The following is a 14,543-nucleotide window of genomic DNA, read 5'->3' as shown; positions in this document are numbered from 1 at the left end:
GGAGGAAACGCGATGACGCTAAATAGACGAGTATTTCTTGGAGCCGCCGGGGTGGTAGCAGCCGGGTTATCGGCACCGATGGTGTTGGCGCAAGGCAAACCACGCGTGGTAATTGTCGGCGGCGGTGCGGGCGGTGCAACTGCTGCGCGCTACATCGCAAAAGACAGCAGGGGTGAGATCGACGTAACGTTGATCGAGCCGTCGCGGACCTATTACACCTGTTTCTTCTCAAACCTGTATCTGGGAGGGTTTCAGGAGCTTTCGGACATTGCCCACAGCTATGGCACGCTTGCCGCGAACTACGGCATCAACGTGGTGCATGATTGGGCCACAGGGGTGGATCGCGATGCCAAGACGGTGTCCTTGGCAGGTGGCGGGTCTGTTCCATATGACAAGCTGATCCTGAGCCCGGGTATCGACTTTGTTGATGGTGCGGTCGAGGGCTGGGACGTCTCGGCGCAAAATAAAATGCCGCATGCGTACAAGGCTGGATCTCAGACCGAGCTTCTCAAGGCGCAGATCATGGCAATGCCTGAAGGCGGTACATTTGCAATGGTCGCGCCACCGAATCCGTACCGTTGCCCACCCGGACCGTATGAGCGGGTTTCAATGGTTGCGCATGTTCTGAAGGCGAACAACCCGACAGCAAAGATCATCGTTGCTGACCCGAAACCGAAGTTTTCCAAGATGTCATTGTTCCAAGAGGGTTGGGCCAACCACTACGAAGGAATGGTTGACTGGATCGGCGAAGATTTCGGCGGCGGCAATGTCGCCGTAAACCCGGATGCAATGACCGTTACTATCGACGGCGAAGAAACCAAGGTCGATGTCTGCAACGTGATCCCAGCGATGAAAGCCGGACGCATTGCGGAAATGGCAGGGGTGACCGATGGCAACTGGGCACCCGTGAACGCCGCGGATATGTCCTCCAAAGCCGACCTGGATATCTACGTTCTTGGTGACGCCAGCCAACAGGGTGACATGCCCAAATCCGGCTTCTCGGCCAACAGTCAGGCGAAAGTCTGTGCGAATGCCGTGCGAGGTGCGTTGACCGGGTCCAAAGTTTTTCCGGCCAAGTTCTCCAACACGTGCTGGTCGCTCATCGACACCGATGATGGTGTCAAGGTTGGCGCAACTTACGAAGCGACTCCCGAAAAGATTGCCAAAGTGGACGGCTTTATCAGCCAGACCGGCGAAGATGCGGACTTGAGAAAAGCAACTTATGAAGAGTCGCTGGGTTGGTACGCTGGTATCACTTCAGACATGTTCGGTTAAGGTATTCAGGGGCTTTGACTGGTGTCAAAGACCCTGATGAGCAATCTGAGAAGATGCGGCTCAAGAGGAGGATTAAAATCATGAAACACTTTATTGCTGTAGCCGCGTTTTCCACTGTTCTGGTGAGCCATGCGTTTGCGGAAGAGATCATCACCGCCCCATTTGACGGCAGTTTTGATGATGCAACCTTCGCCGTCGAGTCCGCGATTGTCGGACAGGGACTGGTCATCGACCATGTAAGCCACGTAGGCGACATGTTGAATCGCACGGGCGCTGATGTCGGCAGTGACAAGCAGATATTTGCGGCCGCAGACATCTTCATTTTCTGCTCGGCAAAAATCTCGCGCGAGGTGATGGAAGCCGACCCTATGAATATCGGATTCTGCCCCTACGGGATTTTTGTAGCCGAAGACGACAGTGGCGTGATGGTGGGATATCGAGGCTACCCTGATGGGCCAATGCAAAAGGTTCAGACCCTGTTATCCGAGATCGTCGAAGAGGCCGTAGGGAATTGAAATGAACTATCAGCAGTTTTTTCGTGATCAACTGGACCAGCTTCGAGAGGAAGGGAACTATAGGGTCTTTGCGGATCTCGGAAGGCAGTGCGGTGCATTCCCGACCGCGCGCAATTACGCAGAAGACGGTCCCGAAAAAGTCACTGTCTGGTGCTCAAATGATTATCTTGGCATGGGTCAACACCCCTGCATTCTTGCAGCAATGCACCAAGCGATTGATGAGTGTGGTGCCGGGGCGGGTGGTACGCGGAATATCTCAGGAACCACTCACGAGCACGTTTTGCTGGAACAGGAACTAGCCGACTTGCACTGCAAAGAGGCGGCATTGCTATTTACGTCCGGCTACGTTTCAAACTGGGCGGCTTTGGGAACTTTGGCCTCCCGCATTCCTGGTATCACCGTACTGTCAGACGAGTTGAACCATGCCTCGATGATTGAGGGAATTCGCCACAGCCGTTGTCAAAAGCGGATCTGGAAGCACAATGACATTGCAGACCTTGAAAGGCAGCTTGCTGACATACCAGCCAACGCACCAAAGCTCATTGCGTTCGAAAGCGTCTATTCCATGGATGGTGATATAGCGCCAGTTGCCGAGATCTGTGATCTGGCGGATCGCTATGGCGCGATGACCTATTTGGATGAGGTTCACGCCGTAGGGCTTTATGGACCGCGCGGCGGTGGCATCGCCGAACGTGAAGGCCTGATGGATCGCCTAACCGTTATTGAGGGGACATTAGGCAAAGCCTTCGGTGTCGTCGGTGGATACATCGCGGCGTCGAAAGAGCTTGTGGACTTCGTCCGGTCCTTTGCCAGCGGGTTTATCTTTACCACTGCATTGCCTCCGGCCGTAGCCGCAGGTGCGGCAGCCTCGGTTCGGCACCTGAAGCAAAGCAATGCGGAACGATATCTGCACCAGCAGCGAGTGCGCGAAGTTCGAGACAGGCTGGACGAACTGAGTATTCCCCATACTCCGAACCCAAGTCATATCATTCCGGTCATGGTCGGCGATCCGGTTAAGTGTCGCTTCATCTCTGATGTACTGATGCGTGACTATGGAATTTACATCCAGCCGATCAACTATCCAACCGTTCCCAAGGGAACGGAGCGTCTACGGATTACACCGTCGCCGGTGCATTCAACTGAGGACGTGGATCGACTGGTATCTGCATTGGGTGAGTTGTGGACGCAATGCCAGTTGGCGCGCAGGCCAATGGTCGCACAATGACAACTTGACCGAAGACAAGGATGCACACGCTACGAAGTGAGAGTTTCTGCTGATGGAGAGACTCATCGATCTGTTGGGAGACTCTGGCGCTTTGGCATTTGCCGGAGTGCTTGTCGGTATCTTGTTTGGCGTGACGGCTCAGAAGTCTCACTTTTGTTTAAGAGCGTCGGCAGTCGAAGTCGCTGAAGGCGAGTTAGGTCCCCGCTTGGCGGTTTGGCTGATCGCCTTCACCACTGCGCTCGCCTTGGTACAGGCGCTTATCGCGTTTGAGTGGCTAGACCTGTCCGAGACACGTGCAATCGCGTCGACAGGTAGCCTGAGCGGCGCGGTAATCGGTGGAGCGATGTTCGGCGCAGGCATGGTTCTGGCGCGTGGATGTGCATCTCGCCTTTTGGTATTAGCCTCCTGCGGTAATCTGCGCGCCCTGGTTACGGGATTGGTTTTGACCTTAGTGGCTCAAGCCGCCTATACCGGTGTTCTTAGTCCCGCCCGCGAGTTGCTGTCTGGTATCTGGGCTGTCCCAGGAGGCGCGCCGCGTGATCTTTCAGAAATACTTGGGCTCTCGCCAACGGTTTATACAGCAGTTGCAGCGTTGGGACTGGTGTCGGCCATTGTCTTTGCGTCCCACCGGAAAGTCGCGCCTATAAGGATCATAGCGGCCGCAGGAGTTGGCCTGGCTGTGGCGCTCGGCTGGTTGATAACATTTGCCATCGCGCAAGCATCTTTTGAAGTCGTGCCTGTGTCTTCAGTCACGTTTACCGGACCTGCCACGGACACACTAATGGCGTTGGTTGCAAGTCGAAACGTTGTGTTGTCCTTCGGTATCGGCCTTGTCCCAGGCGTAGTAATTGGCGCGGCAGGCTCAGCCTTGACTGCAGGGGAGTGGAGGATCGAACGATTTGGCTCGGATACTCCGATGGAACGCTACCTCGTAGGGGCTGTTCTCATGGGGTTTGGGGCCATGCTGGCGGGAGGTTGCGCGGTGGGTGCCGGGCTTTCAGGAGGGTCCGCCCTGTCATTGACCGCATGGGTTGCCGTATTTTTCATGTGGGTCGGGGCGATCAGCACGCATAGACTATTGATGCTAATCCCTGTTCCGCGACATTCCTGAGCTACTCGAATTCCATCTGTTCGAAAACGCGCCCCGCATTTTTCGTGGCCAGTTCTTCAAACGTGTCCAGGTTGGCATAAGGTGACTGATCGACGTAGTAAGCCTCAGCCAGATCACCTCCTGCATCCATATGCTCTTGAATCTTGCCGCGCAGATATATCAGGTAGTCGCGTGTATAGCGGCGCACCTGATCCATGTTCGTAGGATGGCCGTGTCCCGGTATCACATAAGTGGCATCTAAAGCCTCGAATTCGGTGTCCCAAGTTACAAGCCAATCCGCTGTATAGGTGTCTTGAAAGATTGGCAGCATGCGTTCGTGAAACGCCATGTCGCCCGCAATGACAAGGCTTTGGTTCGGCAACCAGATCGAGATATCGCCGGGACTATGGGCAGGGCCGAGGTACTTTGCCTCAATCCGGAATTCACCCATCTCAACCACGTACTCATCATCGAATGTCTCGGTTGGGCCAGCCAGGAATGTTCCGTCTGCCTTGTCCTGATTGTATCGCTGCATTCCCTGCAGAATTTGCGGGCCATATTCCTCGAATTCAGCCGCTGCTTCTGAATGTGCGATGATCGGAATGCCGAGTTCTGACCAGTAAGCGTTGCCGAGCATCGCGTGCCCCTGGCCATTCTCGTTGAAGACAAGTCTGACCGGCTGATCCGTGATGGCCTGAATTTCCTTGTGAAGCGCTTCGGCAAGGACATAGGCTGCACCGCCGTTTATGACGACCACACCTTCACCGGTTACAATGAAACTGAGATTGTTGTTGTGACCAGAGTTTTCGTAGGTTGGTGGTGCGGTTGCGCCAATGGCGGAATAGACGCCAGGGATATACTCGACCGGTTTGGAATACAGCACGCTTTGCGGATATTGGTCTGCAATTTCCTCGCTTGCCCAAGCTGGTGCGGCCAAGGCCAAGGCAATCGCAAGCGCAAGCGTTCGTATCATGTTGGTTCTCCAATGAACTTATACGCAGAGCCAGTTTTTTCGACCCGGCCGATTCCACCATTCGGCAGGTGGAAGCCAATTATCTTCATTTGCTCGCGAGAAATCTGATCTAGCAGCAAACTACGAGTTGCTGCAGCTGCCTGTGGATCCTGATCGGTGCCACTGTGCCAATCAGGCCGTTCAAAAGCCACGTGTGGATTTCCCAACGCATCGCCGACAATCATCACGGATTCACTGCCGCTGCGGATTTCAAACGCCATGTGGCCGGGTGTGTGCCCAAAGCTTGCACGGGCGGCAATGCCTGGAAGGATCTCTTGTCCGTCGTCAAAGAACGCCACCTGATCCTCAATTTCTGCCATCCGGCGCTTCGCGCCTACAGCGAACGCAGCGCGATCTTCTCCTATTGAATCTACCGTTGAAGGGTTCCACCAATAATCCCACTCTTTACGGCCAAAGTGATGCGTCGCGTTGGGGAAAAGCAGGTCGTCGAAGTCATCCAAAATGCCCCAGATGTGATCCGGGTGCGCATGGGTGAAAATCACGTGCGAAACGTCTTCGGGCGACAGGCCGATTGTTTCAACAGTTTCCATAAGTTTGCCAGACGTGGGCATGAAATCCGGCCCAGCTCCGACATCGAATAACACCGTGTTTTTACCATCACGATAGAGCGCCACGTTGCACTCTGGCTCGTACTTGGTCGCGTCCACTCGATTGCGATTCAGAAGCTGTTCGAGTTCTTCTTTCGGCATGGACCCAAAGATCATTTCCGGTGGCAATGACAGGTACCCGTCTGATACGGTTGAAATCCGAGCTGAAGGGCCGAGTTGCAACTCGGCCCTCACGATCCTGGATTGAGTACCAAGCATCCCAAGGCAAGCGGCGCTGTACAAGAAAGTGCGGCGAGAAAATGTATTTCCATCCATACACAATCAATAAAATGAATGTTATTATTTGTAAATGGAGAAAGAAAGGCTGTGTGTGCAAAGCTGCTTTCGTCTTGATCACTAAGAAGTCTACTCAACTTCTTCGGTACCGGCGGGTAAGTTAGCGATTACACCGGTGCCCCTGAGAGCCTGCATCTCAACTCTTGGAGCGAAATGGGACTGGTTGCGGCGTGTGGCGTTTCCCGCTTTTTCGTGACGATTCCCAGTTCTTTTTGAACACAAAATTCGTCTGCTGTTACCCAAAATGCCACCCAAACCATGTTTGCGGTACGTGAGAGCAACGCTGAGTTCACGTTTCTAACTGATATGTTATGGGAATTTGGTAGCGGAGGAGGGACTTGAACCCCCGACACGCGGATTATGATTCCGCTGCTCTAACCAACTGAGCTACTCCGCCATGAGTGAATGGCGATTTAAGGGAGGGGTTGGGGAGGGTCAAGAGGGAAATGGCGCCTTTGTTGGGAATATTTTAGCTGGGACTAATCCGAATTCGGCACAACCGTCGCCCTGGGTTCTGTATTTTGTACCACGCCGCGAATGAAGTTGTTGCAGATGTCCGGGACTGTCAGGGGGATCATATGGCCCAGCCCTTCGATCTGTTCAAAACTCAGACCAAACGCCTGCATTGATTCACCGTGTTGCGTGGCTGACAAGAGCGCATCCTGTGCTCCAAACAATATGGAGCCAGGCACTTTCAGGTCGCCATAACGGGCGACCTGGGCCGGCATGCTCTGTTCAATCCCGATCACATCCTGTGAGGCGCTGATAAACGCGGATGGACGCATCCCCAAAGCGCCGCCGGCGCGGTCCAGAAAGTCTTGGGGCGCGGGTTCTGGCGCAAATGCCGCGCTAAGGGTGTGCGGTGCGGTTTTTGCGGCCAGCGGGACGGCAATCGTGTTGCCGATCAGACTGCGCAGCCATGCCGTCCGGATTTCAAGCGGTTTGAACACGGCGGGCGGCCCGGGCATCGCCTGAGTAAGCGGAGCTAGCAGGGCCAGCGCTTTGATCTTGTCCGGGTAATCCAGCGCCATCGCCAGAGAAACCGCGCCACCCAGCGAATGGCCGACCAGAATTGGGTTGCTGACCCCCTTTGCCTCTAGAAATTCATGTATCATGCGGCCCTGTTCGGGCAACCGCCCAAGCTCTGCCGTCTCACGAGTTGAGTATCCGCAACCGGGGCGATCCACGGCAATGACGTGAAAATCCTCGGCCAGTTTATCCATCAAGGCGTAGGTGAAATGTTGCAACTGCCCGGCCAGCCCATGAATGAGCACAACCGTCTGATTGGAAGGGTCGCCCTTTTCCACATAGTGGATATCGCCGCCGCGCACGGAAATGATAACCCCCTGTTGTGGGACACGCGTCCGGCCGTCACGGGTCAGCTTGCGTGTCCAAAGATTCATCGCAACAAGAAACAGTGCAATGAACAGCGCAATAGTCAGGAAGATTGTCATCAGCCTATCCTCTGGATGGAGCAGATCAGATTACTGGCCGGATAGCGCCACAACCCGAAGGCAATGTCCACAGCTCGCTTGAAGGATCTAATGCGGACTGGGTTAGCCGCGCAAGATCGTCCCAGTTGGATCAAAGGGCGGTTCTTTCAGGATTGTTGCCCTATGCGGGCGCCCTAATACCATGACCTCGACCCTGTCGCCTGCCTCGGCACCCGAAACATAGCCCAAGGCCAGCGACATACCCACGGAATAGCCATAAGCGCCCGATGTCACCCGACCAATTCCGCGCCCGTCCATGAAAATGGGTTCGCCTCCGGTCGCGTCAGCGTTCGAAGCTGCGGTGTCGGCTTCGTCCAGATGCAGCAGGACAAGCTGCTCTCTGGCCGGAGAGGTCATGGCAGTATTTGCGGCATCTTTGTTCAGGAACGATTTGTCGAATTTGCACAACCGGTCCAACCCGACCTCGTGTGGCCAGTATTCGGGGCTGTATTCGCGCCCCCAAGACCCATAGCCCTTTTCGATCCTCAGCGACATCAGTGCGCGGCTGCCAACTGGGCCTGCGCCGAACTCTTTTCCGGTCTCGATCAGCGCCTCATACAGGCGGAGCTGATCTTTCGCGGCGCAATGCACCTCCCAGCCCAGATCGCCGGTGAAGGAGACACGCAGCGCCAGGACCGCAATTCCGGCGATCTCGATCTGTTGCGAGCGCATGAAGGGGAAATCCTCGGGGCTGAGCGAGGTATTCGTAAGCCGTTGCAGGATTTCCCGCGATTTCGGTCCAGCCACGTTAAAGCCGCAAGTCTCTTCGGTGCGGCTTTCGAAACGGGTGCCGTCGGGCAGAGGAACCTGTTTGAAGAACCGTTTGTGATAGCGTTCGGCCATGCCCGAGCCGATGATCCAGAATTCGTCGTCGGCCAAGCGCGTCACGGTGAAATCGCCAGCAATACCACCACGTTTTGAGATCAGCGGGGTCAGGCAGGATCGACCAACCGATCTCGGCATGGAATTTGCGAATACGGCATTAAGCCAACCCTCGGCTCCCGGACCTTTGCAAACATATTTGGCAAAGTTTGAGATGTCGATGATCCCGGCCCGATCGCGCAGCATCCGGCATTCCGCGCCCACCGGTTCCCACCAGTTCTGGCGGGTGAATCCGTTGGTGTCCGTGGCGCCGGGCGCTTCTGCGAACCACAGCGGGTGTTCCCATCCGACATTCAGGCCAAAGACGGCACCCATGTCCTTTTGCCTGTCATAAATCGGGCGGGTCCGGGCAGGGCGTCCTGCGCTGCGTTCTTCATTTGGGAAGTGGATTGCAAAGCGGTGTGCGTACTGGTCCTGCACGCGGGCTTTGGTGAAATCTTTCGTAGCCCATGTGCCGAACCGCGCCACGTCCCAGGCGAACATGTCGTATTGGGTTTCGCCTTCGATGATCCACTGCGCCGCCATCAGGCCCATGCCACCCGATTGCGAGAATCCCGGGATGATGCCGTTGCAGCAGAAATAGCCGTCGACCTCGGGCACTGGTCCCATCAGAACGTTGGCATCGGGTGACCAGATCATCGGTCCGTTGATGACCCGTTTGATCCCGGCGTCGCCCACGGCAGGTACGCGTTCGATGGCGTTCATCATATTCTCTTCGATCCGCTCCAGATCGTCGGGAAACAGATCATGGGCAAAATCCAGGGGTGTGCCGTCCTCGGCCCAGAATTTCATATCCTTTTCATAAGCCCCCACCAAAAGGCCCTGACCTTCCTGCCGCAAATAGTACTCGCCATCGCGGTCACTGACCGAGGGCAGGCGGGTATCATGCGCCGCGACGTCAGCCATGGTTTCGGTGACAAAATACTGATGCTCGGTCGGTTGCAGGGGTAGCTCGATCCCGGCCAACATGGCAACTTCGCGGCCCCACAGACCGGCGGCATTCACAACCCACGGCGTTTGGATGTCCCCCTTAGGGGTGCCCACGATCCAGGTGCCATCTTCTTGCTGATCTGTCGCAGTGACCGGCGTAAAGCGGTGGATTTCGGCCCCACGCTGGCGCGCACCGACAGCGTAGGCGTTGGTGACCCCTGAGGGATCAACATTACCGCCATCAGGTTCGTACATGACACATCGGATGCCATCGTAATTGACCAGCGGGTTCAGACGCTGCGCCTCTTCGATGCTGATCTCATAGAAATTCATCCCGTACAGCTTGGCCTTGGCGGCCTGTATCCTCAGCTGGTGTTCGCGCTCTTCGGTTTGGGCTAGATATAACGAGCCGGGCTGGAACACGCCGCAGCTTTGGCCGGTTTCAGCCTCAAGCTCTTTGTACAGCGTCATCGTATAGTGTTGGATGCGGCTGATATTGGTGCTGTCATGCAGTCCGTGGATGTTCGCCGCCGCGTGCCAGGTCGAGCCGGATGTCAGTTCATCCCGTTCCAACAGCACCACGTCTGACCACCCCGATTTGGTCAGGTGATACAGGATCGAGCACCCAATCACACCACCGCCGATTACCACTGCCTGTGCATTTGTCTTCATGAGTCTGTCATCCAAAATTTTGGTCTTGTCGTCATGTGTTACCAGTACTGAACCCAAGACAACGGGTTTAAATTTCACGTGGGATTGAACAGATATAACCCAAGGCTAGTCTCCGATGCCCACCACTATGCACGTCCATACGCGACCAGTCTGTGGTTCAATTCATCTGTTTCAGAGGCCCCGGCTTCCAGGGCGAATACAAAGGCGTGGGTCAGGTAAAAACAGGCCGCGTCGATATCTTGCACCGCTTCGCATTCATCTGCTGCAATAGTGTAATAGCGGACCAACGCGGCAGGATCATCATGATCATGCGCCTCAAGTAGCAAGCGATCCAATTCTGTTCTGTCCATCGGGTCTCCGTCGCATCTGGCCAGTCAAGCATGGCCAGACAGCTGGTTCAGTCGGCGCGACCGCTTTCAATCTGCGTCGCAACCCAGTGATGGAAATTATGGGTCGGACCATCCATCACCGGAGAGAACCGACCGCCGTCGAACAACATTCCGTGCCGACCCTTTTGCATCCCTTCAACAACGAACACATCCTCTTCAAACACAGTTTTCCATTGCTGGGCGTTTGCCGCCCTCAGGCCATCATGTTCAGGTGTGTCTTCGATGCTTTTGGCATAATAAAGCTCGATATGCTCAACGGTATTTTCGTGATCAACCGGTTCCAGGACAATGGCAAAGGCATGGTCACGCTGCACACCCAAAAGAACATTTGGATACACGGCCACATACTCTGCGCCCTCATTCCATTGATCGCTTAGCCCGTCGAAATCGGCGAATGTGGTGCCGTCATGGTCAGTGAGTTGTCGATAGACCAGCGTGCCTTGACCGGAATAATGCCCGCGCATTTCGATGTTATAGTGATCTTCAAGTCGCGAATAACTGTTCAGGCCGGGATGCACCCAGGGCAGGTGATAGCTTTCGCAATAGTTCTCAACCGCCAGCTTCCAGTTGGTCTTGACCTCCAACTTGAACGAAGAGGCCTCACCGCCGTGATGTACTGGTTGATCAAACTCTTTCCAGCGTTCCAATAAGGCGGCGTGCGCCTCTTCGAATTCGGGTGCATTGCCGTCCACATTAACAAAGACCACGTCCCGCCAGACATAAGAGCGAATACGGATAAGGCCCAGAGATTTGCGATCCACGTCCTCATGGGTGTTGTGACCGGCGCCGCCAACATGTGGCGTCGCACGCAGCTCTCCCTTCAGGCTGTAGCACCAGCTGTGATAGGGGCAACGGATCGCGCCACTTATCTTGCGAGGGGTATCGACAAGGATCATCCCGCGGTGACGGCAGGTATTTTGAAATACGCCAACCTCACCATCCCGATCCCGCACGATTAGTAAAGGCATGCCTAGGAAATCGACCGGCATGGCATCGCCTTCCTCGGGCACGTCTTTGCCAAAGCCGATCCCGGACCAGTTGGCGTACAAAACCGATCTACGCTCTTCGGCGAAAAGTGCCGGGTCGATATAGTGTTCGTTTGGCAGGCCGTTTGCGACATTCACATCGACCAGAACGGAAGACAGCGCAGTATGCTTGTTCATCGGGCTCTCCTGCAGGTGTTGTTTGGTCTCTATTGGCGGATACGCTGGCATCCACTCAATATCAGAAAACCTCATCACAGAGTGATTTCACCTAAACCGAACCGTCCTGAACCTCTTGAATGATCCAATCTTTCAGCGCCCGGGCACTTTCGGACAAGTCTTCATCCGAGCGGCCAACCAGATAAAACTGGTTTGGAGCGATCTGGAGGTGGGGCCCGATTGCCACCAGCTTTCCCGATTGCAGCATGGGTTGGATCAAGCGTTGCCATCCAAGAACCAGCCCGGCCCCCTTACGCGCCCGCTGGAGGGCTACTGAATAGCTGTTCACACGAGAATCGATCGGAATGGTTCCCGTGTACCCGAGTTGTTGAAACCATTCGGGCCAAGTGGTCCAGCTGCGGTCTTCAGAGTCCAGATGTATCAGTCGTTCAGCGGCGAGATCTTCGAGGCTTGCACCGGCCAACCGATCCGCCACCTCTGGGCAGGCGACGGGGACCAGGCAATCCCGAAACAGAGGGGTGTGCGACAGGTCACCGTTGCCGTCCCGGCCGTAGCGAATAAAGAAATCGATATCCGGTCGATCCCGAAATGGTCGATCCTGTGAAAGCTGGTCAACATTTACTTCAGGCATTTCGCGCCAGAACCGGATTACCGATGGCGACAACCAAAGAGCAGCCACTGCAGTGGTTGATCCTACGGTTACCTTTTCGACGGTGGCACGGTCGCGGATTGTTGCCAGTGTTTTTGAGATGCGGGTAAACGAAGAAGCCAGCGCGTCATACAGCGCTTTGCCGTCTTCCGTCAGTTCGACCCCCCGGTGTTTGCGCTGGAACAAGGCGGTGCCAAGATCACCTTCCAACGCTTTGATCTGATGACTGACCGCGCCCGGCGTCACTGACAGTTCTTCAGCCGCATTCTTGAAGCTTAGATGGCGCGCAGCGGCTTCGAAGGCCGACAGCGTGGTGAGTGGCGGCAGATTATAGTGACGTCTGGACATGACAGGTGTAGCCGTTGGCGGTCTTCAGGTTAATTATTCTCACTCAAATATTGGACTTTTTAAGATTGTGCGCCAGAAGAAATTTTCAAAAACGATGATGTCGAGTGCCGTGTTTCCGATGCGTGCCGTCAAAATCAGGTAATGTTTCTGTGACGACCGGGTTTGGTGTCAGCCAGTTCATTGACGGTTCTTATGCAATCACCGGCATGGAGTGGATCATAGATATGGGCGGAGATGATCCCGAGCCAAGCAAGGTTGAACTGATAGCAGGTCTAGTCATCATCATGGGTCTGTAGATCATTTCGGCGGTTTCGGGTGTGGGTCGCTTCCTGCAAACATGTATCGCAATTAGTGAGGCTTGCTTTGACCAAATACCGCAATCTTTTGGGGAGGATTGGAGGATCGCCCTGTGAATATGCGTACCATGACCCGAACCGGTGGCCGCGCGGCCCGGCGCGCGCTGCGCTCTGCTCCGAATTTCGAGATGTTGCCCGGCCTGACCCGAGGCATCCCCCTATGCGAGGTGATGGATGGCAGCCAGATCGACCGGATCGACAGCGCCTCAATGGATATTCTTGAGAATGTCGGTGTTCAGTTTCGCGATGCAATCGCACTGGAGGATTGGAAAAAAGCTGGTGCAAAGGTCGAGGGCGAACTGGTCTATCTGGACCGGGGCCTGGTCCGAGAGCTGATCGCCACTATTCCCAGCACCTTCACTTATCATGCTCGCGATCCGAACAAGAACGTGCGACTGGGTGGACGGCACTCGATCTTTGTGCCGATGACCGGCGCGCCCTTTCTGCGCGATCTCGATGACGTGAGGCGCAATCCGACGCTCGATGATCTGGCAATGTTCCACAAACTCAGCCACATGCTGCCGGCGATGCATTCCTCGGCGCATCACATTGTCGAACCTTACGACCACCCGATCAGTCAGCGACATTTGCGCATTACCTATTCGTCGATGAAACATTCGGACAAGACGTTCATGGGTATGACCACCTCGCCGAGAAACGCCGAAGACGTCATTGAGATGTGTGCGATCCTGTTCGGGGAAGATTTCATTGAAGATCATCCGGTCACCACGGGCAACTGCAACGGAAACTCTCCGCTGGTCTGGGACGAAACGATGCTGGGCGCGATGCGGGCCTTTTCTCGCCGCAATCAGCCTGTGTTGTGCTCGCCCTTTGTGCTGGGCGGGGCCAATACGCCCGCATCGGTTCCCGCCACCGTGGCGCAATTGAACGCCGAAGCACTGAGCGCGCTGGCCTATACCCAAGTCATTCGCAAAGGTGCTCCGGCGATTTACGGGCACTACCTGTCGACGGTGTCGATGAAATCAGGTGCCCCGATGGCCGGCACGCCCGAGATCAGCCTGATGAACTTTATGATCGGGCAGATGGCCCGGTTCTACGACGTTCCATGGCGCACCTCGAATACGCTGGGTGGGGCCAAGACATTTGATGCGCAGGCCGGGTACGAATCCGCCACGACGCTACAGGCCGTTCTTCATTCCGGTGCGAACTATATTTGGCATTCGGCCGGCTGGAATGAGGCCGGGATGCATTGTTCCACCGCCAAGTTCATTGTCGATGCTGAACAATGTGCGATGGCTTATCGCATGGCAGAAGGCCCGCAATGGGATGATTTCGACCAAGCTCTTGCCGCCATTCCAGAGGTCGGTCCAGGCGGGCACTATCTGGGTCATCCGCACACGCAGGACAATTTTCAAACGGCGTTTTTCATGCCCGAGATGTTCGACAACAACTCGATTGAGCAATGGGTGGCAGAAGGCGGGGTTGAGATCACTGAGCGCGCGTTGAAGCACGCGCGCAAGCTGCTGGCCGAATACCAGGAACCGACACTGGACGTGGCCAAAAACGAGGCCCTGCTGGACTATATCGCTCGGCGGGAACGGGAAATTCCCGCCGCTGACGAGCTGAACCAAGCCTATTAAAGATTTCGCCTTGGACCTATCCCGACTGCATTGTCGGG

The 14,543-nt window shown here is 55.5% G+C and carries 12 protein-coding genes, 1 tRNA gene and 1 pseudogene; 6 read left to right on the top strand and 8 right to left on the bottom strand.

Translation table 11 applies throughout. The features are described 5' to 3' along the window. Positions 1-12: 12 nt before the first annotated feature. The 4 genes from AC2FIC_RS10495 (at position 13) to AC2FIC_RS10480 (ending at position 4,126) form a co-directional block, all read left to right on the top strand. Complete coding sequence (locus AC2FIC_RS10495; protein WP_281972435.1) at positions 13-1,275, top strand: NAD(P)/FAD-dependent oxidoreductase; 1,263 nt, start codon at positions 13-15, stop codon at positions 1,273-1,275. A gap of 80 nt (positions 1,276-1,355) precedes the next feature. Next, on the top strand, positions 1,356-1,790 hold the full coding sequence (locus AC2FIC_RS10490) for a DUF302 domain-containing protein (RefSeq protein ID WP_142635862.1): 435 nt from the start codon (positions 1,356-1,358) through the stop codon (positions 1,788-1,790). Position 1,791: 1 nt separating this feature from the next. Beyond that, a complete protein-coding gene (gene hemA / locus AC2FIC_RS10485; protein WP_496691677.1) occupies positions 1,792-3,015 on the top strand; it encodes a 5-aminolevulinate synthase in 1,224 nt (407 codons plus the stop codon). 52 nt (positions 3,016-3,067) lie between these two features. Continuing rightward, positions 3,068-4,126: a YeeE/YedE family protein gene (locus AC2FIC_RS10480; protein ID WP_496691676.1), complete on the top strand. Its 1,059-nt coding sequence runs from the start codon at positions 3,068-3,070 to the stop codon at positions 4,124-4,126. Between the two features lies 1 nt (position 4,127). Here AC2FIC_RS10480 and AC2FIC_RS10475 read toward each other — a convergent pair whose 3' ends face one another. The 8 genes from AC2FIC_RS10475 to AC2FIC_RS10440 all read right to left on the bottom strand — a co-directional run bounded on the left by AC2FIC_RS10475 (position 4,128) and on the right by AC2FIC_RS10440 (position 12,548). Then, positions 4,128-5,078 (bottom strand): MBL fold metallo-hydrolase, encoded by a 951-nt coding sequence (locus AC2FIC_RS10475; RefSeq protein ID WP_496691675.1) that lies wholly within the window; start codon positions 5,076-5,078, stop codon positions 4,128-4,130. Further along, entirely contained in the window at positions 5,075-5,827 is a 753-nt protein-coding gene (locus tag AC2FIC_RS10470; protein ID WP_282027791.1) for an MBL fold metallo-hydrolase, read from the bottom strand. Before AC2FIC_RS10470 ends, AC2FIC_RS10475 begins: the two co-directional genes overlap by 4 nt. Before the next feature lie 515 nt (positions 5,828-6,342). Beyond that, positions 6,343-6,419, bottom strand: a tRNA-Met gene (locus tag AC2FIC_RS10465). An 82-nt stretch (positions 6,420-6,501) separates the two neighbouring features. Beyond that, positions 6,502-7,476: an alpha/beta fold hydrolase gene (locus tag AC2FIC_RS10460; protein WP_496691674.1), complete on the bottom strand. Its 975-nt coding sequence runs from the start codon at positions 7,474-7,476 to the stop codon at positions 6,502-6,504. Positions 7,477-7,578: 102 nt separating this feature from the next. Beyond that, complete coding sequence (locus AC2FIC_RS10455) at positions 7,579-9,999, bottom strand: GcvT family protein (protein WP_496691673.1); 2,421 nt, start codon at positions 9,997-9,999, stop codon at positions 7,579-7,581. Between the two features lie 125 nt (positions 10,000-10,124). Then, positions 10,125-10,349: a hypothetical protein gene (locus AC2FIC_RS10450; RefSeq protein ID WP_496691672.1), complete on the bottom strand. Its 225-nt coding sequence runs from the start codon at positions 10,347-10,349 to the stop codon at positions 10,125-10,127. A 47-nt stretch (positions 10,350-10,396) separates the two neighbouring features. Continuing rightward, a complete protein-coding gene (locus AC2FIC_RS10445; RefSeq protein ID WP_496691671.1) occupies positions 10,397-11,551 on the bottom strand; it encodes an aromatic ring-hydroxylating oxygenase subunit alpha in 1,155 nt (384 codons plus the stop codon). A gap of 91 nt (positions 11,552-11,642) precedes the next feature. Further along, the gene (locus AC2FIC_RS10440; RefSeq protein WP_282021563.1) at positions 11,643-12,548 is read right to left on the bottom strand and encodes a LysR substrate-binding domain-containing protein; all 906 of its coding nucleotides are present in this window, start codon (positions 12,546-12,548) and stop codon (positions 11,643-11,645) included. A gap of 143 nt (positions 12,549-12,691) precedes the next feature. Between AC2FIC_RS10440 and AC2FIC_RS10435 the strand changes: the two are divergent. Then, positions 12,692-12,841, top strand: a pseudogene (locus AC2FIC_RS10435) (BCCT family transporter); the annotation flags it as partial. 122 nt (positions 12,842-12,963) lie between these two features. Continuing rightward, the gene (locus AC2FIC_RS10430; RefSeq protein ID WP_496691887.1) at positions 12,964-14,505 is read left to right on the top strand and encodes a trimethylamine methyltransferase family protein; all 1,542 of its coding nucleotides are present in this window, start codon (positions 12,964-12,966) and stop codon (positions 14,503-14,505) included. Positions 14,506-14,543 lie beyond the last annotated feature (38 nt).

The sequence above is a fragment of the Ruegeria sp. CDSC079 genome, assembly GCF_059610505.1.
Note: the sequence above shows the minus strand (reverse complement) of the source record. Positions and strands in the feature narration are given on the sequence as shown.